Annotated in this window: 14 protein-coding genes; 13 read left to right on the forward strand and 1 reads right to left on the reverse strand. The window is 70.5% G+C overall.

All coding sequences use genetic code 11. The features are described 5' to 3' along the window. Positions 1-60 precede the first annotated feature (60 nt). The 12 genes from ACYVLP_RS13850 to ACYVLP_RS13905 all read left to right on the forward strand — a co-directional run bounded on the left by ACYVLP_RS13850 (position 61) and on the right by ACYVLP_RS13905 (position 14,834). The gene (locus tag ACYVLP_RS13850) at positions 61-1,032 is read left to right on the forward strand and encodes an AAA family ATPase (protein WP_460627930.1); all 972 of its coding nucleotides are present in this window, start codon (positions 61-63) and stop codon (positions 1,030-1,032) included. Beyond that, complete coding sequence (locus ACYVLP_RS13855; RefSeq protein WP_460627931.1) at positions 1,032-2,360, forward strand: DUF58 domain-containing protein; 1,329 nt, start codon at positions 1,032-1,034, stop codon at positions 2,358-2,360. The genes ACYVLP_RS13850 and ACYVLP_RS13855 overlap by 1 nt, the downstream gene beginning before the upstream one ends. Then, positions 2,357-4,894, forward strand: a complete 2,538-nt coding sequence (locus ACYVLP_RS13860) for a transglutaminaseTgpA domain-containing protein (RefSeq protein ID WP_460627932.1) — start codon at positions 2,357-2,359, stop codon at positions 4,892-4,894. The genes ACYVLP_RS13855 and ACYVLP_RS13860 overlap by 4 nt, the downstream gene beginning before the upstream one ends. Beyond that, entirely contained in the window at positions 4,891-9,354 is a 4,464-nt protein-coding gene (locus tag ACYVLP_RS13865; RefSeq protein WP_460627933.1) for an FtsK/SpoIIIE domain-containing protein, read from the forward strand. Before ACYVLP_RS13860 ends, ACYVLP_RS13865 begins: the two co-directional genes overlap by 4 nt. A 275-nt stretch (positions 9,355-9,629) precedes the next feature. Beyond that, the gene (locus ACYVLP_RS13870) at positions 9,630-9,905 is read left to right on the forward strand and encodes a WXG100 family type VII secretion target (RefSeq protein WP_452270317.1); all 276 of its coding nucleotides are present in this window, start codon (positions 9,630-9,632) and stop codon (positions 9,903-9,905) included. A gap of 27 nt (positions 9,906-9,932) precedes the next feature. Beyond that, the gene (locus ACYVLP_RS13875; protein WP_460627934.1) at positions 9,933-10,208 is read left to right on the forward strand and encodes a WXG100 family type VII secretion target; all 276 of its coding nucleotides are present in this window, start codon (positions 9,933-9,935) and stop codon (positions 10,206-10,208) included. 259 nt (positions 10,209-10,467) lie between these two features. Next, positions 10,468-11,052 carry an RNA polymerase sigma factor gene (locus ACYVLP_RS13880; RefSeq protein ID WP_460627935.1) on the forward strand — a complete coding sequence of 195 codons (585 nt, stop codon included), beginning with the start codon at positions 10,468-10,470 and terminating at the stop codon, positions 11,050-11,052. Then, positions 11,052-11,537: a carboxypeptidase regulatory-like domain-containing protein gene (locus ACYVLP_RS13885; RefSeq protein ID WP_460627936.1), complete on the forward strand. Its 486-nt coding sequence runs from the start codon at positions 11,052-11,054 to the stop codon at positions 11,535-11,537. Before ACYVLP_RS13880 ends, ACYVLP_RS13885 begins: the two co-directional genes overlap by 1 nt. Positions 11,538-11,779: 242 nt before the next feature. Further along, on the forward strand, positions 11,780-12,244 hold the full coding sequence (locus ACYVLP_RS13890; protein WP_460627937.1) for a hypothetical protein: 465 nt from the start codon (positions 11,780-11,782) through the stop codon (positions 12,242-12,244). Positions 12,245-12,308: 64 nt separating this feature from the next. Next, a complete protein-coding gene (locus ACYVLP_RS13895) occupies positions 12,309-12,983 on the forward strand; it encodes an ABC transporter ATP-binding protein (RefSeq protein WP_460627938.1) in 675 nt (224 codons plus the stop codon). Between the two features lie 14 nt (positions 12,984-12,997). Further along, entirely contained in the window at positions 12,998-14,284 is a 1,287-nt protein-coding gene (locus tag ACYVLP_RS13900; RefSeq protein WP_460627939.1) for a hypothetical protein, read from the forward strand. Beyond that, on the forward strand, positions 14,244-14,834 hold the full coding sequence (locus ACYVLP_RS13905) for a hypothetical protein (RefSeq protein ID WP_460627940.1): 591 nt from the start codon (positions 14,244-14,246) through the stop codon (positions 14,832-14,834). Before ACYVLP_RS13900 ends, ACYVLP_RS13905 begins: the two co-directional genes overlap by 41 nt. Positions 14,835-14,881: 47 nt before the next feature. Here the strand turns inward: ACYVLP_RS13905 and ACYVLP_RS13910 are convergent, their stop codons facing one another. After that, positions 14,882-17,323, reverse strand: coding sequence for a CHAT domain-containing protein (locus ACYVLP_RS13910; RefSeq protein WP_460627941.1), 2,442 nt, complete (start codon positions 17,321-17,323; stop codon positions 14,882-14,884). Between the two features lie 549 nt (positions 17,324-17,872). Between ACYVLP_RS13910 and ACYVLP_RS13915 the strand changes: the two genes are divergently transcribed. Beyond that, positions 17,873-19,159, forward strand: a complete 1,287-nt coding sequence (locus tag ACYVLP_RS13915; protein ID WP_460627942.1) for a S8 family peptidase — start codon at positions 17,873-17,875, stop codon at positions 19,157-19,159. Positions 19,160-19,226: the final 67 nt, after the last annotated feature.

Consider the following 19,226-nt stretch of genomic DNA (forward strand, 5'->3'; position numbering starts at 1 on the left):
GGCCAAAGACATGGCGCGTCGCTTCGCTCCCTTGAAAGTCATGACAGGAGAAGGAAACTCATGAGCGTCACTCAGGACCAGGTGACCTGGTTCGCGCACACGTTCGACCAGCTCGTCGGCAACATCGAGCGCGCCGTGCTCGGCAAGCAGCACGTCACACGCCTGGCGCTGACCTGCCTGCTGTCGGAGGGGCACCTGCTCCTCGAGGACTTTCCCGGCACGGGCAAGACGCAGCTGGCGCGGGCCCTGTCCGCGACGGTGCAAGGCAGCCACAGCCGGATCCAGTTCACCCCCGACCTGCTGCCCTCGGACGTGACCGGGGTGACGATCTACGAGCCGAGCAAGCAGTCGTTCGAGTTCCATCCCGGCCCGATCTTCGCCACGATCGTGCTGGCCGACGAGATCAACCGCGCCTCGCCCAAGACCCAGTCGGCGCTGCTCGAGGTCATGGAGGAGGGGCGGGTCACCATCGACGGCAAGCCCCACTCGGTCGGCCAGCCGTTCATGGTCATCGCGACCCAGAACCCGATCGAGCAGGCCGGCACCTACCGCCTTCCCGAGGCTCAGCTCGACCGGTTCCTCATGAAGGCCAGCGTCGGCTACCCCGACCACGAGGCGACCATCGCCGTGCTCGCGGACGCCAAGGTGCGCGACCGTGCGAAGCAGCTCCAGCCGCTCATTGCCAGCAACGTGGTCGTCGACATGGCAGGGCTCGCCGACGAGATCCACGTCGACCCGGCGATCCTCGGCTACGTCAGCCGGATCGCTGAGGAGTCGCGCCGCCACCCCTCGCTCAAGCTCGGCCTCTCCGTCCGCGGCTGCCTGGCCTACGTGCGGTGCGCGAAGACGTGGGCAGCGAGCCAGGGACGCACCTACGTGATCCCTGACGACGTGAAGCTGCTCGCCGAGCCGGTGCTGAGCCACCGCCTGCTGCTCAACGCGGAGGCGCAGTTCGCCGGTACGACCGTCGAGCAGGTCATCGACCAGATCCTCGCCGACATCGCGCCGCCGGCCGAGCGCGCCTCGGCCTGATGGCCGACCAGGCGCTCGCCTCGCGGGTGACGGGCACGACGAGCCGCAGCATCCGGCAGGTCACGCAGCCGGTGACGCGGACGATCAGCCGCGTCGCCGAGCAGACCCAGGGTGTGTGGCGACCCGTCGCCGGCGTGTTCGGGTGGGTGTCCCCGCTGGGCTGGACGATCCTCGCGCTCGGGCTGGCGTGCTGGGCGGCCGGTGCCCGCTGGGGGTGGACCGAGCTGCTCATGGTGGCGTCGGCAGCACTGCTGCTGTTCGGCATCTGCTTCGTGCTCGCCCTGGGACGCACGAAGGTGCGCATCCTCGCCGAGGTCGACCCGCGCCGCGTCGTCGTCGGCGAGCCGGCGACCGGCCGCGTCATCGTCACCAACGAGTCCCGCCGGCCGATGCTGCCGATCCTCGTCGAGCTCCCCGTCGGCCAGTCTGCCGCTCGCTTCGTCATGCCCGCGATGACGCCCGGCCACGCCCACGAGGAGCTGTTCGTCGTGCCGACCTCGCGACGTGCCGTGATCCAGGTGGGACCGGCGACCACCGTCCAGGGCGACCCGCTGGGGCTGATGCGCCGCACCCTGAGGTGGACCGAGCGCACCGAGCTGTTCGTCCACCCCCGCACCGTGGCGCTCGAGCCGCTCGGCGCCGGTCTGCTCCGCGACCTCGAGGGGTCCACGACCGAGGACGTCTCGATGAGCGACCTCGCCTTCCACGCCCTGCGCGACTACCAGCCCGGCGACGACCGGCGCAACATCCACTGGCGCAGCTCGGCCAAGGCCGGCAAGCTCCTGGTTCGCCAGTTCCTCGACACCCGCCGCTCGCACGTGACGATCGTGGTCGACCCGGACCCGGCGTCGTACGACCCGAGGCCGGCAGACCGGTCCGGCACGGCGAACCCTCCTGGGGTCGACAGCGACGCCGACGTCGAGACCGCGATCTCCGTCGGCAGCTCGATCATGCTGCGCGCCATGCTCGACGAGCAGGAGTGCACCCTCGTGTGCGGGCCTCAGCGGGTCTCCAGAGCCCTCGCGCAGCTCGGCCTCGACGCGATGTCCCGGGTCGAGCCCGGGCCGATCGACCTGTTCGCGGTGTCGCGCGATGCGGCCGAGCTGGCACCCGACACGAGCACCTGCTTCCTGGTCACCGGCCCGCGACGGCCCTTCATCGAGCTGCAGCGAGCAGCCGGTCAGTTCCCGCCAGAGGTGTCCCGCGTCGTCATCATCGTCGACCCGCGGGCTCAGCACGGCGTCCGTCGTGGGGGCGGCCTGACCATCCTCACCCTCAGCGCCCTGGAGGACCTGCGCCTGCTGCTCGTCTCGGGAGCGGCCGGATGAGTCTCGCCACCCCGCCCAGCGGCATACCTCGACCAAGCGGCATGCAGGCGCCGCCGGCGTCCGCCCTCGCGACCCCTCCAGGCGCGCGAGAGCGGGCCGGAGCCCAGCTGGCCAGGCTCGTCCCCACGCGGGCCCAGCTCGTCGACGCGGCGTTCACCGGCGCGCTCGTGGGCCTGGCCCTGATCGGGTTCCGCACCACCTTCTTCGGGCTCGGCTGGCTGTGGGTGGGTCTAGCCGGGCTGTTGCTCGGCGTCGTCGTCAGTCACGTCACCGCGGCCTTCCGCCTGCCCGGCGTCGTCACCCTGGTGGCGGTCGCGGCGGCCTACCTCCTGCTCGCGGGCCCCGTCGCGACTCGCGAGGACCTCATCGGCGGGGTGCTGCCCTCGAGTGCGACCGTCCAGGGGTTGCTCCACCTCGCGATCGGCGGCTGGAAGGAGCTGCTCACCGCGCTCCCGCCGGTCGACTCGGAGGGCGCGTATCTCGCGCTCCCGTTCCTCTTCGGGCTCGTGGGCGCTGCGGTCACCTACGGCGTCGCCAGACGCTGGGCGGGTCCGGTCGTCGCCCTCGTCGCTCCGGTGCTCCTGCTCGTCGCCTCCATCGTCCTGGGCACGCTCACGCCCGCGGCCGTGGTCCTGCAGGGAGCCGTCTTCGCGCTCGTCGCGATCGGCTGGACCGCGTTGCGCAGCAACCGCAGCCGCCCCGCGCTGCAGAACGGCGCCGGCCGGGCGACTCGCGCCGTGACCACAGCGGCACTGCTCGCGGTCGCCACCGTCGGCGGCTTCCTCCTCGGCCCGCACCTGCCCGGCGCGGACGACTCGGGCCGCACGGTCTTCCGCTCGGCGCTGACGCCGCCCTTCGACGTGACGCAGTACGCCTCGCCGCTCGCGGGCTTCCGGCAGTACACCGAGCCCAACAGCGCCGAGCTCTTCGACAAGACGCTCCTGACCGTCCGTGGCCTGCCGAAGGGCGTGCCGCTACGCATCGCCGCGCTCGACTCGTATGACGACTACGTCTGGGGCGCAGGCAATCTCGCCAACCTCGGCGACGGTCAGGACGCCTCCGGGACGAGCTTCCGCAAGGTCGGCAGCCACATCGCCACCCAGGGATCCGGGCAGCAGGTCACGGCGACCGTCACGGTCCCCGCCGGCGGCTACGACGACGTCTGGCTCCCGACCTTCGGGACGGTGACGGGCCTCGGCTTCGGCGGTTCGCGCGGCGACGAGCTCGCGGACGACCTCCGGTTCAACGTCGACACCAACACCGGCGTGCTGCCCGTGAAGCTCCACGCGGGCGACTCGTACACGGTGACCGCCTACGTCGAGCCGTCCGCCGAGACCCTGCCCCAGAGCGTCGACGTCGCCGACGGCTCGCTCGTCGACAGCCAGAACCTCACGTTCATCGACGACAAGGTCGCTCCCTGGACCGAGCGCGTCGACGGTGCCTGGCAGAAGGTCGTCGCCGTCGCCCGGGGGATGCAGGACGGCGCGTACACCGACGGCGGTGCACCCGGCGACTACCAGAACATCTTCCTGCCCGGCCACAGCCTGAGGCGGATGACGCAGTTCATTAAGGCGACCCAGCTGGCCGGCAACGACGAGCAGTATGCCGCCGCGCTGGCTCTCGTCGCCAACCGCCTCGGCGTGCCCGCCCGCGTCGTCTTCGGTGCCGAGCCGGACGCCGAGGGCGTCGTCAAGGGCAAGGACGTCCACGCGTGGGTCGAGGTGCGTCGCACGGACGGCACGTGGCAGCCGCTCTACTACCGCTCGTTCCTGCCGGACCGGAACAAGAAGCCGCAGCAGCTGATCCAGAAGTCCGAGGAGAAGAAGACCGGTGCGCAGGTGCCGCCCCCGGCGGCGAACAACCCGCCGAGCGTGCTCCAGGGTCCGGACCAGGCGCAGAACGCGACGCAGCTGCGCAACCCGCCGAAGGACGACAAGAACCCGCTCGACCCGAGCACGTGGCCGGACTGGCTGCGCTACCTCGTCTTCTTCGTGGCCTTTCCCCTGCTGGTCCTGCTCGCCGTGTACTCCGCGATCCGTCTCGTCAAGGGGCTTCGCAGGCGCCGCCGACGGACGCGCGGCAGCGCCGCAGCCCGCGTGACCGGCGGCTGGCGAGAGGTCGTCGACACCGCGCGCGACTTCCGTATGCCGCTGCCGCCCACGGGAACCCGGCTGGAGCAGGCTCGCGCCCTCGAGACGCCGACCTCCGTTCCTGAACCAGGGGAACGCCGCAAGGGTCGCCTGGACGCTACCGCGCCACCGGCCGGCTCATCGCTCGTCACCCTGGCCGCGGCGGCGAACGCGCACGTGTTCGATGTCGACGAGCCGACGGACGACGAGGTGGCGGCGTTCTGGGCGGACGTCGAGACGGCCAGGGTGCGGCTGCGCGACGGACATGGATTCTGGCGACGCCTGCGCGGGGACGTCTCGCTGCGCACGTTCCGCGACCAGCTGCCCTCCGGCGCCGGGCTGGGGCCGGCCGTGAGACGCACCTCGCGCAGCCAGGCTGCGCGAACGAAGAAGGGTGACTCGTGAAGCTGAAGTTCGTGCTGCGGTCGGGTGACCGGGAGACCGACCTCGTCGCGACCACCGACTCCGCGACGACGGTCGGGGACCTCGCGGGCCACCTCGCCGCGGCCGATCCGCACCGGTCCGCCGCACTCGGCGTAGACCAGCCGATGACGCTCGCGCTCGTCGACCAGGAGATGCGCGGGCTCGACCCGCGGGCGACCCTGGCCGAGTCGGGCCTGCAGTCCGGCATGCGCGTCACCGTGACCCGCGCAGGGGAGGGCTTCGTGGACCGCGGCCGCCCGGCCGCCGTGGCCTACATCCGGTCCGGGCCCGACGCGGGCACGCAGGTCCCCCTCGCCCGCGGGACGGCATACGTCGGCCGCGGACGCGGCTGCGAGATCCAGCTGACCGACGAGTCCGTGTCGCGCAAGCACGCGAAGCTCGTGGTCCAGGAGGTCGTCGAGGTCGTCGACCTGGGGTCTGCCAATGGCATCACCGCGGGCGGCCAGCAGGTGACGCGCGCTCATCTCAAGAGCGGCGACGTAGTCCGTCTCGGCGACACCGAGCTCGAGGTCGTCGTCCACGGCGAAGGGGCCGTCGCGCGTCCGGGCAGCGGCGTGCTGTCCGGCGACTCAGGCACCGTGGCGTTCTCGCGGTCGCCGCGGGTCGCACCCCGCTACGTGGGGGAGGAGTTCCAGGTCCCTGACCTGCCAGAGCGGGGCAAGCCCAACCCGATGCCGCTCGTGGCCATGATCGTGCCGCTCCTCATGGGTGTCGTGGTCTTCGCGATCACCAAGAGCCCGTTCTCGATCATCTTCATGCTGATGATGCCGCTCATGATGGCCGGGACCTACTACGAGGGCCGCCGTCAGCAGCGCAAGGACTACGACCGCGCCATGGTCGACTTCCGGGAGGACCTCGGCATCCTGTCCGACCGGATCGTCGCCGCCCTCGACGTCGAGGCGCAGGTCCGGCGGGCCGAGCACCCGAGCGGTCTCGACGCGCTGGCCGCGGTCCGCGACCGCAGTGCGCTGCTGTGGACCCGGCGTCGCGGCGACCACGGCTACGGCGAGATCCGGCTCGGGATCGGGTCCCGGCCGTCGCGGTCGACGACGAAGATGCCGGTCGTCGGGCGCTCTCGCGCCGAGGCCTGGCTGGATGTCTCCGAGCAGCTGCGCGGTCTCGAGGTGGTCCACGAGGTGCCCGTGGTCGCGTCGCCGCTGACCGACGGCGCCATCGGCATCGCCGGGCAGCGCGCGTCGGCGCTCGCGGCCGCGCGCTCGGTCGTCGTCCAGACCGTCGCCCTGCACTCGCCGGCAGAGCTGGCCGTCTGCTCGTTCGCGTCGGTCGGCTCGGCCCCCGACTGGGACTTCCTCAAGTGGCTTCCGCACACGACGTCGCCGCACAGCCCGATCGGCGTCGGGCACCTCGCGAGCAGCGCTCCCGCCTGTTCGGCACTCGCGGACGCGCTCGACGACATCATCTCCGGGACGGGGACGCCGCAGGGGCCGGCGGCGGGAATGTCGGGGCCATCGGGCGGCGCTGGTGCCAGAGGAGGTCCCGGAGCCGGTGGGGGGTCCGCCGCCCGGCCCACGGTGCTCGTCCTCGTCGAGAGCGATGCCCCGATCGACCGGAGCCGGCTCGTCGCGATCGCCGAGCGCGGGCACCAGCACGGCATCGTCGTGGTGTGGGTCGCCGAGACCCAGACCCTGCTGCCCGCGGCGTGCAGGACGTTCCTCGTCCTCGGCGATGGGCAGAGCGCGCTCGCCGGCTATGTCCAGGCGGGCGAGGAGGTGCAGCCGGTCCTCGTCGACAGCATCAGCCACGACGAGGCGACCGCCGGTGCCCGGCAGCTCGCTCCCGTGGTCGATGCGGGAGTCCCCGTCGAGGACGCGAGCGATCTCCCCCGGTCCGTCTCGCTCCTGACCCTGGCCGGCACCGAGCTCGCGAGCTCGGAGGACGCCGTCGTGGAGAAGTGGAGCGAGTCGCGCTCCATCCTCACCGGGCCCTTCGCGCCTGCCGTGCTGCCGCGCAAGCCCGGCAACCTGCGGGCCGTCGTGGGCCAGTCCAGCCAGGGCACCTTCTCGATCGACCTGCGCGCGGACGGGCCCCACGCCCTCGTGGGCGGGACCACCGGAGCCGGCAAGTCCGAGCTGCTCCAGGCCTGGATCCTCGGGATGGCCGCCGCCCACTCGCCGCAGCGGGTCACGTTCCTGCTGGTGGACTACAAGGGCGGCTCGGCGTTCCGCGACTGCGTCAAGCTGCCACACACGGTCGGCCTCGTGACCGACCTGTCGCCTCACCTCGTCCGGCGGGCGCTGGCGTCCCTCGCGGCTGAGCTGCACTACCGCGAGCACCTGCTCGCCCGGTTCAAGGCCAAGGACCTCGTCGAGCTCGAACGCCGAGGCGAGGTGGACGCGCCGCCGTCGCTGATCATCGTCGTCGACGAGTTCGCCGCACTCGTGAACGAGGTGCCGGAGTTCGTCGACGGCGTCGTCAACGTCGCTCAGCGGGGCCGGTCCCTCGGGCTCCATCTCATCCTCGCCACACAGCGCCCGGCGGGCGTCATCAAAGACAACCTGCGCGCCAACACCAACCTGCGGATGGCCTTGCGCATGGCCGACGAGAACGACTCCGACGACGTCCTCGGCAGCAAGGAGGCAGCCTTCTTCGACCCCGCCCTGCCGGGCCGCGCCGTCTCCAAGACGGGGCCGGGGAGGCTGGTGCCGTTCCAGACCGGGTATGCCGGAGGGTGGACCTCCGACGTGCCGCCCCCTCCGGACATGAAGGTCGAGACGCTCACCTTCGGTGCCGGCGTCGAGTGGGAGCCGCGGGTCGCCGACGAGTCCGAGGCCGACGACGGCGCCGACCTCGGACCGACGGACATCCAGCGCCTCGTGGCCACGCTGGGCCGCGCGGCCCGGCACGCCCAGCTGCCCAAACCGCGCAAGCCGTGGCTGCCCGACATGCGTGCGATCTACGACCTCGCGAGCCTGCCGACGCAGCGGCGCGACGACGAGCTCGTCTTCGGCGTCGCCGACGACCCCGACAACCAGGCTCAGCCGGAGGTCGCGTTCCGGCCCGACAAGGAGGGCAACATCGCGGTCTACGGGACGTCGGGGTCCGGCAAGTCGGTGTTCCTTCGGACGATCGCGGTCGCGGCTGGGTTCACCGTGCGCGGCGGACCATGTCACGTCTACGGGCTCGACTTCGGCAACCGCGGCCTGGCGATGCTCGAGGCCCTACCGCATGTCGGGTCGATCGTGCCTGGGGCCGACCACGAGCGCGTCACCCGCCTGCTGCGGACCCTGCGAGCGACCATCGACGAGCGTGCGGCACGGTACTCAGCCGTGAGTGCGGCGACGATCACCGACTACCGCCGCATCGCGGCCCGCCCCGACGAGCCGCGGATCATCGTGCTCATCGACGGCATGACGGCCTTCCGCCAGGCGTACGAGGTGGGTGGCCGGTTCCAGTGGCTGGACCTGCTCGCCGGCGTGGCCGCCGACGGGCGCCCGGTTGGCGTCCACCTCATCATCGCCTCCGACCAGCGGACCGGCCTGCCCACCAACCTCGCGGCCGCCGTCCAGGGCCGGATCATCCTACGGATGAGCGCCACCGACGACTACTCCGTCTTCGGCGTGCCCGGTGACGTGCTGACGATGGCCTCGCCGCCCGGACGTGGACTCATGGCCGGCTCGGAGGTCCAGGTCGCGGTGCTGGGCGGCTCCGCCGACGTCACCGTCCAGGCCGCCGCGATCGCCGCCTTCGCGGACGCCACCCACAAGGCCGGCGTGAGCCAGGCGCCACCGATCGAGAGCCTCGCCGACGACATCCCCCTCGGCGACCTTCCGCCGGAGTTCGGCGGTCGCCCGGTCATCGGGGTGGCGTCGTCGTCGCTCGAGCCGCACGGCTTCGACCCGAAGGGGACGTTCGTCATCACCGGCCCGTCGGGATCCGGTCGCACCACCGCGATCGCCGCGACCGCGGCGGGGCTGTTCCGGTTCAGCTCGAGCTCGGCGCTCTACCTCATGACGCCACGCCGGTCGTCCGAGCTGCTCGACCTGGGGGTCTGGACCGAGACGGCCGTGGGCGGCACGGCTGTGACGGCGCTCGCGTCGAGCCTTGCCACCGAGGTCGAGCAGGGCGGCATCACGAAGCCGGTCGCGGTGTTCGTCGAGCGGATCGACGACCTCGCACCGGCCGGCGCCGAGAACGCCCTGACCGCCCTGGTCAAGGCGTGTGTCGACCACGACCAGCTCGTCGTCGCAGAGGGCGAGGCGGGCTTCTTCAGCTCCAACTTCGGCCTCCAGGCGCTGCTGAAGACCTCCCGCTCGGGCCTGGCCCTGCATCCCGACGGCAACGAGGGGCTGTCCGTCTTCAAGGCGAACCTCCCGTCGCTCAACCGGGCCGACCTCCCGCCGGGCCGTGGCTTCATCGTCGAGAAGGGCCGGTTCGAGCTCCTCCAGGTCGCTCAGCCATGAGTCGTCCCGGGCGGCCCACGCTGCCAGAGGCACGCGGAAGCTCAGCGGGACGGCATACGGCAGAGGGGAACCCACACAGCGTCGATGGGGAGTGCTCCCCATCGACACTGCCCGGAGGCTCGCCTAGGTTTGCCGATGTCGACGAACCGGGCGAGACGTGGAGCAACATCGCATAGCCCGCCCAAACGTCACGGAGTGTGCGAAAGCGGGCCTGCTCGGCTGGTCCGGAGAGACATCCCGAATCAGTCGGGGGAACGCAGGCAAAGGAGAAGGTCATGACTTGGCTCGGCATGAACGACGACGAGGTCAACGCCCAGGGCAACGTCCTGCAGCAGCAGGCCGAGGCGATCCAGAAGCTGATCACGAAGGTCGACCAGGAGGTCGAGTCGCTCAAGCAGAACTGGCAGGGCGACGACTCCAAGCAGTTCGAGCAGGAGTGGAGCGGCACGCATCGTCCCGAGCTCCAGAAGGCGCAGAAGCTGCTCACCGAGATGAAGACCACGATCGACCGCGAGGTCCAGCAGCAGCGCGAGACCTCGTCGCAGTACTGACCACGACTTTCGAAGGGGAACGAAGAGATGGCCGTCTACAAGAAGGGCATGAACGCCGACGCGGTGTCGGCGTCCGGCGACAAGCTGATCGGCTACAAGGGCGAGCTCGACGGGATCGTCGAGGCGGTGAACAGCGCGGTCTCCACCATCAAGAGCAACTGGGGTGGCTCCGACGCGGATCGCTTCCAGAGCGACTGGAACGGCCAGCGCCAGGTCGTCTCCGCGGCCGGTGACAAGCTCGACGCGATGGGCAAGAAGTGCAAGTCCAACGCCGAGTCGCAGAAGTCGACCTCGTCGAGCTGACCAGCGAGACCGGCCCCGGCCGCGTCGGGGGGTGTGGCCTGGATCACACCCCCCGATTCGCCTGACCGGTATCAAAACGACCGCTCGAGCGTCCAGTGGTCACTCTGATACATCCCGGCGGCGGGGCCGGCATGTCGAGCTGGCCACTCGAGTGGGCGAGTGGGCGCCGCACCATGCTCGCCCTCGATGTATCTACGCCGTTGGAAAGGCGTCTATCCCTTGTGAGCCCTAAAATGAGCACCCGGAGAAGGGGCGGGGTATGGGCGAGCCAAGTGACCTCAGGGCGCTGCTCGCCGCCGCCTCGTGCGGAGACCAGAAGGCGTGGAACGCCTTGGTCACCAACTTCTCCTCACTGCTCTGGGGGATCGCGCGAGCCCACCGGCTCAACCACGAAGACGCGGCCGACGTCGTACAGAACACCTGGCTGCGCCTCACCGACCGGCTGCACACGATCCAGAAGCCCGAGGCCCTACCTGGCTGGCTTGCCACGACGGCCCGCAACGAGGCACTCACGATGCTGCGTCGCCAGGGCCGCGAGCACCTCGTGCGCGACGAGGACGTCGCCGAGCGCGTGGTGGACGAAGAGGCGGAGGCGCTTGATACGGCGCTGCTCGACAGCGAACGTGACCGCGCGCTGTGGACGCAGTTCCGACGACTGTCGGAGTCGTGTCAGAGGCTTCTTCGGATCCTCATGTCGTGCGACCGGCCGAACTACCGTGCGGTCTCGGAGGCACTGTCGATGTCGGTCGGCTCGATCGGGCCGACGCGGATGCGCTGCCTCGACAAGCTCCGGAGAATGCTCCGCGAGTCCGACTATCCGTTTGACGAGGGAGGTGAGTCGTGATGGCTGGTGACGAGCTGCACCCTGACGACGAGGCCATGCTCGACCACCTCCGGGCGATCGCAGACGTCGTGGACCCCGTGCCCGAGGACGTCATCGAGCTGGGCAAGGCGGCGTTCGCCCTGCACCACGCCGACGCGATCCTCATGACCATGGCGACGGACGAGCTGTCTGGAGCCAGCGTGCGCGCTTCGCGCGGCGACCAAGGGTCGAGCCGGCTGCACGTCTTCGAGCACGGGTCGGTGTCGATCGAGGTCGAGGCGACGAGCCGTGGCGACTTCGCGCGAGCCATCGGCGTCGTGGACGACCGGGAGCATCCCGACCTGGCCGATCACCAGATGACCCTGGAGACGAAGTCGTCGTCGACGACCGTGGATCTCGATGGCGGCCGGTTCACGTTCGAGCGCGTGCCGCTGGGCCTGGCCCGGCTCGTGCTCGAGCACTCCGGCGAGCGGGTCATGACGACGACCTGGTTCGACGTCGACTGATCCTGGGCATCGCTCCCGGCCGAGGCCGGGCGCGACGGCTCGCCGAGCGAGTACGCCGAGCGACTATGTCGGGCGGTATGCCGTGCGTGCGGCGACCTGCAAAGACCGACGGTTCTGCGACTGGCTGGAACGAGAATCGCGACACACGCCCCAAAGACGCCACACAAACTAGCCAAACTCATGTTTCCCGTCATATGGTCGGCCCGGAGGTTTCGCTGAGCCCCCCGACCACAGGAGAAAGCATGAACTCAGCTCATCGCGGCTGGCGCCGCCGCCTCGTCGCCACCCTGGTCGCTGCGGCGACCGGCACGACGCTCGCAGCCACCACGGCCAACGCGTGGTGGGTGTCCGGACAGTCCTGGGGCACCATCACGAGCGCCTTCGGCCAGGCCTACGGTGCGTTCTGGAACGAGTCGAACACGCAGGCCCGCTTGGGCTCGCACTTCAGGAGAACCTCGGGCACCGACCGCGTCTACACCGACAACACCGGCTACAGCTGGTACCAGGATGACGGCAGGGTGGCGTGGGGCGGCAGCTGGCAGAGCGCCTACACCAGCTCGTCGAGCTGGGTCTACGACTGGGACGCGCGGACGCTGCACGGTGACGCGCACGGCGTCCGCTCGGTGGACACGGAGATCTGCAAGGAGCGCGCCTTCCAGCCGGATCCCTGCTCCGACGCCAAGGCCCAGCCGTACTTCTCGTACTGACCCTCACGACCCCGGGACCCGGGCCGCGCGGTGTCGCGCGGCCCGGGCACCCAGGAAGACCTCGATGCTGACTGTCTCTGACCTGAGCTACTCATACCGCTCGAAGCCCGCCCTCACCGACGTCGCGTTCTCCGTCACGAAGCGCACCGTCGGAGTGCTGGGGGAGAACGGAGCGGGCAAGACCACGCTCTTCGAGCTGCTCGCCGGCGGACTTCGGCTCCCGCGCGCCGCGACCGTGGAGCCGCGCGGACTCACGTCGTACTGTCCCCAAGCGCTGACCCTCCCGCCAGGAGTGCGGGTCGAGGACTTCCTCCTCTATGTCGCCTGGCTCAAAGGCGTCCGCGCGCCTTCCGCCGATGTGGTGGGCGGCGTGCTCGAGGCGGTCGACCTTGCGGCTCAGCGTGGCTCGCGCATCGGCGAGCTGTCCGGCGGCATGCAGCGGCGCCTGCAGATCGCGCAGTCGCTGCTGGCGACCCCGGAGGTGCTCCTGCTGGACGAACCGACCGCCGGTCTTGACCCGATCCAGCGCCAGCGCGTGCTCGACCTCGTGGGCCACCTGCCGGGGCCGCAGCACGTGCTCATCAGCACGCACATCCTCGCCGACCTGCTGGGCCTCGCCGAGGAGGTCGTCGTCCTGCACCGCGGTCGGGTGGCGGCGCTCTGGTCCTGGGATGTCGACGCCCCGCCCGACGAGGCCGCCGTCACCGGCGAGCTCGTGAAGATCGTGGGCGTGCAGTGAGGCTGGTCCGGGCCGTGGGTCGACGGCTTCGCACCCGGCTGTCCGCGGTCGCGCTGGTCATCTATGCCGTCGTCGCGCTGGTCTACACCCTCGCCAGGCCGGCCTACTGGGTCGGCGAGTGGGGATGGACCGTCAACTGGGCCACCGGGCTCGTCATCCTCCTCGGGCCCGCGGTCGCCGGTGTCGCCGCGATGGAGACGGCGAGGTGGCGTGGGGCGGAGCGCACCTTCGTCGCGACCGGCGAGCTCCCACGTCACCTCGTCGCCACGTGGCTGACGGTCCTGGCACCGGCCGTGCTGGTGTTCTGCGTGCACGCGCTGGTCCTGCTCGCGGTGAGCGCCACCCGTGCGCCGACGGACCTGCTCCAGCCCTGGTTCGCCCTGCTCGGCGTCGGCCAGCTCGCCGTCGTGGCCGGGGTCGGGATGCTCCTGGGCCGGCTGTTCCGACCCTGGGTGGCCGTGCCGCTTGCAGTGCCGACGATGTATGCCGTCGAGATCCTCCCGAAGCCGCCCGCCGTCCCCGACGTGCTGGTGCCCGGGGCCTCGACCGGCTCGATAGCCGGTCTTGTCGTGAGCCCCGCGGCCCTGTTCGCGCAGCTCGCCTTGCAGCTGATGCTCGCGGTGACCCTGGTGGCGCTGTGCGTGATGCTCCCGCGCCGCGGATCTGGTCGGTCCCTGTCGGCGCCGGCCGCAGCAGCCGCGTGCGCTGGGGTCGTGGGCGCGGTGCTCGCGGCCCGGGCATGCCACGCCTTCGGCGCCCTCGAAGACCCGTACGTCGCGCGACCGACGTGGAGCTGTGCCGGCACGGCACCGCGCGTGTGCCTCCTCGACGGCAACACGGCATACCTCGCCGAATGGGCCTCCGCCATGCACGTCGCGTCGCGATCGCCGGGCGTCTCCGGACTGAGCCTGCCATCCGAGTTTCGCCAGCTCCCAGGACGGGACGACGCGAAGTTCGCCGGCTTCGGCGTCGTCGTCGGGGAAGGTGGTCTCATCAACGTCACCCCACCGAGGCTCAGCGACGTCGCTCAGTCCCTGTCGACGCCGGCGAACTGCGCCGACTACTACAGCGACGGCTCCACCAACACGGGGGCCGTCGTTCGCTACTGGATGTCCACCTGGATCGCGAACCGCATCCAGCCGTCAACGGACCTGGCGCTCGGAGACCCCAAGCTGGCTCGCTGGGTGGCGTCCACGTCGACGGACGAGCAGGACCGGTTCGCCCGTGACGTCTACTCCCGGATGAAGGCCTGCACCGCCGATGACTCTTTCGCAGCAACGCTTCCCACCTCGGCTCGCTAGCTGGTGGCGGGTCTTCGCCTACAGCAGGCGGCTGACCGTCGCCGCGGCGCTGGTCGCGGCGGGCACGATGCTGACGGTCGCGATCGACGAGGTCCTGCTCCCCATCGGGATGCACGCGATCCCCACGGGGTACGTCCTCGCGGGGGCTTACGGCATCGCCGCCGCGACGTCGGGGCAGCGCACGCTGGCGGCCTATGAGCGGCTCGCGCCGCTCTCAAGGCAGGTGGCCCTCGAGGCGGCGACCCTGGGTGTCACGGGCGCCCTGCTGGTCGTCGCATGCGCCGTAACAGGCGACGCGCCAGGGCTCACCGCGGCGATGGCGTTCGGTGGGCTGGGTCTGCTTGCGGCACAGGTGGTTCCGGCCTATGCCGAGATGGCCGTGGCGACGTTCGCCGTCCTGTTCCTCTACCTCCTCGGGGCAAGAGGCGGTGATGTGGTTGCCGCGTTCGCGAGGCGCGCCGACGTCAGCATTGCGCTCGCGCTGGCCTTCCTCGTATGCCGCTACGCCCACCTCCTCACTCGCCGAGCGCGGCCCGTTTCCGACTTCTGAGCCGTCCCGGCGCTGCCATGCAGGTCCGGGTCCGTGGGTCGCGGGGCCTAGGCTCCCCAGGCGGTGAACGAGGCTGCCGTCGCAGAGGCCAGGTGGTCGCCGGCGGCGGCTCGGCGTGCGGCGAGCCAGCCCTCTGCGACGGTCCCGCCGGCGCGACCCACGACTGTGTGGACGTCGGCCATGACGGGAAGACAGGCCTGGTCGTTGACCGGGACCACACTGGCGAGCACCGAGCAGGTGCCCATCGCGAGCAGGCTCGACACCAGACCGACCGCCTCGAACGGACCGATCGGGGCGGCTCCACCGGAGTCGCAGGCCGACAGCACGAGGGACGCCGGGGGCCGCTCGAGCTGCTGCAGGTCATGGACCGTGAGCGGGCCGTCCGCGAGCTGGAGGGATGAGAACAGCGGCGCGTCCGCGCGGAACGTGCCGTGCGCGGCGATATGGCCGAGCAGTGCCCCGTCGAGCACCTCGAGCGCGGCGCTCGCTGTCGCCTGGTCCGCACGAAGCACCTTGGCACGCCGGTGGATCCGGCGCAGGTTCGTGACCTCGGCCTCGCGGGTCGTGAGGTTCGGTCCGGTGACGAGTGCGACATGGCCCTCGGCGCCGTCCGGCCGCCGCCGGGCGCGGATCCACTGGCTGACCGAGGGGCTGACGGTGAGGACGGCGTCACGGAAGGCGGGCAGCAGCCCCCACGGGGCGGTCAGCAGCTGCGCCGGCGGGACCAGGACGGCATACCGCGTTCCGGGGGGCAGCGAGAAGCCCGACCCCAGCAGTGCCGCCTGCAGCTGCGACCCCGTCCTCTCGAGATCGACGGCCCGGCCGTATGCCGCTCGCCTGAGTGCGAATCGCGCGAACTCGGACTCCCGGGACGCCGAGGCGAACTCGCCCACCACCGTATGCCGCACACGACGGTGCGCCGCGACGAGAAGGTGCAGCACGGTGCCGACCCGCACGACGGTGACCAGGGCACCGGCGTCACCGAGCTCGGCGAAGACCGCGTCCAGATCGAGGCCAGCGGCGCCCCAAGCCTGGCCGGTGCCTTCGCCGTGCAGGTGCTGCAGGGCGCGGCGGATCGTGTTCTCCTGCCGGGCTTGCTCGCGGATCAGGGCTGCGCGGCTCTGGTCGTCGTCGATGGCGTCGAGTCTGCGGTTCACGTCCCGGAGGGACGCCAGGGCGCTTCGCAGCTCGGGGTCCTTCGGCCGCGTCCCTTGGCCCTTGAGTGCTGCCGCCCGCCACCGCTCGGCCCACCACAGAAGTTCCCTAGGGCGGTTCGACCTGACGGCCTGGGCAACCGCGAGCTGGAAGAACTCGAGCCCGTGCCCGCTCGCGAGGGCGCGCAACTCCATGTCGCCGAGGATGTTGCGGTACTCGTCGACGGCGTCGAGACCACGACGGCAGGCGAGGTAGAGCGCCCGGCGATCCCGCCGATGCTGGGCGAGGTGCGCGGCGGCGAGCCAGCCGGCTGCCCTCGACAGGGGTGGGCCTGAACGACGCGAGGCCGCCGCATCGACCAGACTCACCTCGGCCTCGGCATCGAGCCCGGCGTCCCGCGCAAGCCTGCCGTGGAGCAGCAGGGCAACTGGTAGTTCTGGACTCCCTGAGTCACGCAGCGAGTCGACCAGGTTGGTGGCTTCGCGCAACAGACGCCGAGTCTCTGCTGGAGAGGTGCGCTGTGCTCCCCCCGTGAACTCACCCTCGGGCGCCATCCATGGGACGAGCTCAGGGTGGTGGGAGATGAACCGGGCTCGGAGGCGAAGGAGCCGGGCGCGACCGGCCCATGCCGGGCGTAGCTGGGCGTCGAAGAGGCGGGCCGCCTCGCTCGCAGAGCGTTCGGCCGCATCCGTATCCGCGCTCGCCAGGGCAGCCTTGGCCGTGACGAGGAGCAGCTCGGCGCGACGGACTGGAGCCAGGTCGGGCTGGCCGAGAGTCCGGTCGCCGAGGCTCCGGGCCTCCTGGGCCAGCCCGGCGGTGAGCAGGGCCTCGATCCGGTCGATGGCAACGTCATGGCGCACGTTGCCGAGTCGCCGGTAGCGGGCTGTCGCCTCGTCGAGCAGCTCGAGCGCGGCGGGCAGGTCACCCCGTTCGTGCGCCGCCAGTGCGCGGTTGTGGATCGCCTGTGCCGCCTCGAACTCCTGACCGATGCTCATCAGCAGCTGCTCGGCCCGGATGGCGTCTGCCTCGACGGCCTCGGGATGGCCCAGGGCCAGCAGGATCTCGCAACGGTTGTTGAGTGCTCGTCCCTCCCAGAGCACGTCTCTGAGGAAGTGGCTTCCCGTGATGGCCTCGTTCGCGTACTGAAGCGCCTCCTCGTATCGAGCGAGCATCGTCAGAATGTGGGCGCGGCGTACATAGAGTCGCGGAAGCTCTTTCGCCGAGGTGAGCGGCAGGGCCTCATCGAGTCGGCGAAGGGCTTCCGTGGACCGGCCCGCGTAGGCGAGCGTGACGCCCAAGGTGGCAAGGACCTCGGCCTGCCGCTCACTGCTCACGCGTCTGGCGTAACGCAGCGCGGCAAAGCCGTGCGAGACAGCATCCGTGCTTTGTCCTCGGTCGCGCAGGACTATCGCCATCGACTGGTGCGCATTGGAAAGAGCGTAAGGGTCGGTCGTTTCCTCGAGTATTGCCGAAGCCAGCGCAAGAGCCGCACTGGGCTGGGATATTGCCAGTGGAAGCAGGGACTCGACCGGCCCGGAGCTCAAAGCCGGACCGCCGTAACGGACGGGGGCCTGCTGCGGGCTGCCGAGGACGTGGTATCAGGTCGGCGCAGCGTCGCGTCTGGCTTCATGATCGCTCCTCCATACCCCGGAAGACGGATACATGTCCCAGCACGATGATGACAGCCGCGCGCACGATGAGACCGCCGAACCCAGCGGCTGGCCCCGCTGAAAGGGCTGCCGGCGCGCGAGCGCGTACGGGCAGGCCAGCCTCGGCTCGAAGCCTGGGCGTGGCCATGCCCCCTGTGGATGAACCCCTCATTCGCTGAAACCTCTTTAGCCCCAGTCAATTTCATTCATGTTTCAACCAGCTAGGAGGAAATCGTGGTCAATCCAGAATGGTGGGTGCCAGGGCAAGCAGCGCTGGCCGCGGCGCGGTACCAGAAGCAGATCGAGCTGATGAGTGCCTCGTTCTTCCCCAAGGCGGAGTGCCACCCGCCGGGAGGCCCGTCGCCGACAACCGAGTTCATGTATGCGGACGGCCAGGTCCTAGCGGCGGATGACAACACGCTGGGCGGTGTGCTCACCGCGCTCGGGGTCGGCCCCAATGCCGTGACCCGCCCGGTGACTGGCGTTGCCCGCATCGCGCTGCCGCCCGGCAAGACGGCTGCGCAGGCCCGTGCCGATGTCCAGAACGCCACCGGTACCGACCGTGCCCGTTTCGACCGGATCCTGCACCTCGCCGCGTCAAGCGCCTGCCCCGCCACGGAGCCCGAGACGAGCGCCACCGTCGCTCTTGTCCCGCAACCGCCCAACGGAGGAACCCGCGGCCCGCTGCCGGTTCGGGAAGTCCACGTCGCCGTGATCGACACGGGGCTGCCGCGCAACGGCGCCAGCCCAAACCCCATCAGCCTGAGCCCGTGGCCGTGGATGGCGAACGTCACAGGCAACCCTGAGCAGACGGGGTTCCTGGGTCACTATGCCGGGCACGGCCTGTTCGTCGCCGGAGTTCTCGCGAGCATGGCACCGAGCGTCCAGATCCACGTCCACCCGTTCTTCTTCACCAATGGCGGGCAGATCGAGAGTGATCTCGTCGTTCTCCTGCGTCAGGTCTTCAACTCCGCTCCGAGGCCCGACATCATCAGCATGTCTGCGGGCGTGACGGTCCCCGCTGGAATGCAGAACGGGCTCTCCCCCATGGCAGTCTTCTACGAGAACGAGCTCAAGAACTCCGAAACCATTCTCGTGTGTGCCGCCGGCAACAACCCGGGCGGGGGCATGTTCGAACCGGCCAGTCTCCCAGGCCCCATCGGCGTGGGCGCACTCGATGCCAATCAGCAGATCGCCGGCTACAGCAACTCCGGCACGTGGATTGACGTGTTCACCCGCGGCACCGACATCGTCAACGCCTTCCAGAACCGGGCGTACTTCTATCAGGAGCCGCCGATGAAGCCGATTCCGCCTGCGCCCGGGCCGGCGCCGAGCATCGTCGTCTCCAACCAGCGGGTCAAGTGGAGCGGCACGTCCTTCGCCACGCCCATCGTCGCCGGTCTCATCGCTAACCACATGGCGATGAGCGGCAAGAGCGCGAAGCAGGCCTGGACCGATGTGAAAGCAACGGCCGACGGGAACGCGCCGACGCACGGCGGCCGACCGGTGCTCTTGGTCTAGGAAGTGGCGAGGTATGCCGGAGGGTGCGTTCCAGCGGAACGCACCCTCCGGCATACGGCTGGGACTC

Source organism: Intrasporangium mesophilum (genome assembly GCF_054783095.1).

Bases quoted from the DNA above. Each gene is read 5' to 3' on its own strand.
- ACYVLP_RS13850 (WP_460627930.1), top strand. From the start codon at position 61: ATGAGCGTCACTCAGGACCAGGTGACCTGGTTCGCGCACACGTTCGAC.
- ACYVLP_RS13855 (WP_460627931.1), top strand. From the start codon at position 1,032: ATGGCCGACCAGGCGCTCGCCTCGCGGGTGACGGGCACGACGAGCCGC.
- ACYVLP_RS13860 (WP_460627932.1), top strand. From the start codon at position 2,357: ATGAGTCTCGCCACCCCGCCCAGCGGCATACCTCGACCAAGCGGCATG.
- ACYVLP_RS13870 (WP_452270317.1), top strand. From the start codon at position 9,630: ATGACTTGGCTCGGCATGAACGACGACGAGGTCAACGCCCAGGGCAAC.
- ACYVLP_RS13875 (WP_460627934.1), top strand. From the start codon at position 9,933: ATGGCCGTCTACAAGAAGGGCATGAACGCCGACGCGGTGTCGGCGTCC.
- ACYVLP_RS13880 (WP_460627935.1), top strand. From the start codon at position 10,468: ATGGGCGAGCCAAGTGACCTCAGGGCGCTGCTCGCCGCCGCCTCGTGC.
- ACYVLP_RS13885 (WP_460627936.1), top strand. From the start codon at position 11,052: ATGGCTGGTGACGAGCTGCACCCTGACGACGAGGCCATGCTCGACCAC.
- ACYVLP_RS13890 (WP_460627937.1), top strand. From the start codon at position 11,780: ATGAACTCAGCTCATCGCGGCTGGCGCCGCCGCCTCGTCGCCACCCTG.
- ACYVLP_RS13895 (WP_460627938.1), top strand. From the start codon at position 12,309: ATGCTGACTGTCTCTGACCTGAGCTACTCATACCGCTCGAAGCCCGCC.
- ACYVLP_RS13905 (WP_460627940.1), top strand. From the start codon at position 14,244: ATGACTCTTTCGCAGCAACGCTTCCCACCTCGGCTCGCTAGCTGGTGG.